1 protein-coding gene is annotated in these 1258 nt (G+C 56.8%); it reads right to left on the bottom strand.

Features of this window, described 5'->3' with window-relative positions; all coding sequences use genetic code 11:
- Positions 1-1258: Ig-like domain-containing protein (locus ABD836_RS19400; RefSeq protein ID WP_344939310.1), on the bottom strand; the 1258-nt coding region annotated here is incomplete at both ends.

Here is a 1258-nt window from a genome sequence, read left to right as displayed (position 1 = left end):
CAGTCACATTAATGGCGGTGCCAGCCTCGGCCGCATTAACGATGTCATCAGGAGTGATCGCATCAACGGTAATTGTTGCTGCTGCACTCGTATCAACTGTATGCGTTGAGGTCGTCGTTGCCGTGAAGGCATTACCGGCATCATCGGTGCCAGCCACTGTTGCATCGAAGCTGGTGTCGGCTGCCAAGTCTGCGCCATCAACCGCAATGCTGTAGGTGTTGCCAGCCAGTACAGTACCGCTGTATGGCGTACCGTTAATGGTGAAGCTGATTGCGTCACCAACGGTTGCATCGCCACCCACTGTACCGGTGACGTTGATGCTTGTTCCGGCTTCGGCCGCGTTCACGATGTCATCCGGCGTGATGTCGTTAACGGTGATCGTTGCCGTCGCTATGGTATCAACCGTGTGAGTCGAAGTAGTCGTAGCAGTAAACGGATTACCGGCATCATCGCTGCCAGTCACGGTGGCATCGAAGCTGGTGTCGGCTGCCAAGTCCGCGCCATCAACGGCAATGCTGTAGGTGTTGCCGGCCAAGACAGTACCGCTGTATGGCGTGCCGTTGATGGTGAAGCTGATTGCGTCACCAACGCTTGCATCGCCACCAACAGTACCGGTGACGTTGATGCTTGTTCCAGCTTCCGCTGCGTTCACAATGTCATCTGGCGTGATGTCGTTGACGGTGATCGTTGCCGTCGCTGTGGTATCAACCGTGTGAGTCGAAGTAGTCGTAGCAGTAAACGGATTACCCGCGGCATCGGTGCCTGCAACCGTGGCATCGAAGCTGGTATCAGCAGCGAGATCGCTACCGGCTACCGCAATACTGAAGGTATTACCTGCCAGCACGGTACCGCTGTAAGGCGTGCCGTTGATGGTGAAGCTGATTGCGTCACCAACGGTTGCATCGCCGCCAACGGTACCCGTGACGTTGATGGTTGTTCCAGCTTCCGCTGCGTTCACAATGTCATCTGGCGTGATGTCATTAACGGTGATCGTTGCCGCAGCAGACGTATCAACTGTATGCGTTGAGGTCGTGGTAGCCGTGAACGGATTACCGGCATCATCGCTGCCAGTCACTGTTGCATCGAAGCTGGTGTCGGCGGCCAGGTCAGCGCCGTCAACCGCAATGCTGTAGGTGTTGCCGGCCAGCACACTACCGCTGTAAGGCGTGCCGTTAATGGTGAAGCTGATTGCGTCGCCCACTGTGGCATCGCCGCCAACGGTACCGGTGACGCTGATGGTTGTTCCAGCTTCCGCTGC

Source organism: Zhongshania borealis, from assembly GCF_039539625.1.
In the GTDB taxonomy this organism is placed as follows: domain Bacteria; phylum Pseudomonadota; class Gammaproteobacteria; order Pseudomonadales; family Spongiibacteraceae; genus Spongiibacter; species Spongiibacter borealis.
Note: the sequence above shows the minus strand (reverse complement) of the source record. Positions and strands in the feature narration are given on the sequence as shown.